The 257-nt window shown below is 44.1% G+C and carries 1 protein-coding gene; it reads right to left on the bottom strand.

Going from position 1 to position 257, the window contains the following annotated elements:
* Positions 1-91, bottom strand: a 91-nt coding sequence (locus A3763_RS30065; RefSeq protein WP_197482835.1) for an NAD(P)-binding domain-containing protein, incomplete at its 3' end; no start/stop codon positions are given.
* Positions 92-257 lie beyond the last annotated feature (166 nt).

Raw genomic sequence — 257 nt, 5'->3', positions numbered from 1 at the left:
CGTTTAAACCTTTCTTTACTAGGCCACCAACAATGGCGTGTGCCATGTTACCTGCGCCAATAAAGCAGATCTTTTGTTCATTCAAGTTCATTGTTAGTTCACTTCCTGTTCAAAAATTCAAAAACTGTTTCCAAGCTCTAGCGTTCGCCAAACAAAGCGGTCCCAACTCTGACCATNGTTGAGCCACAGGCAATGGCCTGTTCCATATCACCAGACATTCCCATCGAGAGAGTATCGACACTCGAATAGCTTTCTTG

It is taken from the genome of Oleiphilus sp. HI0128 (genome assembly GCF_001635365.1).
The sequence above is the reverse complement of the archived record's forward strand: the minus strand, read 5'-3'. Positions and strand labels throughout refer to the sequence as shown.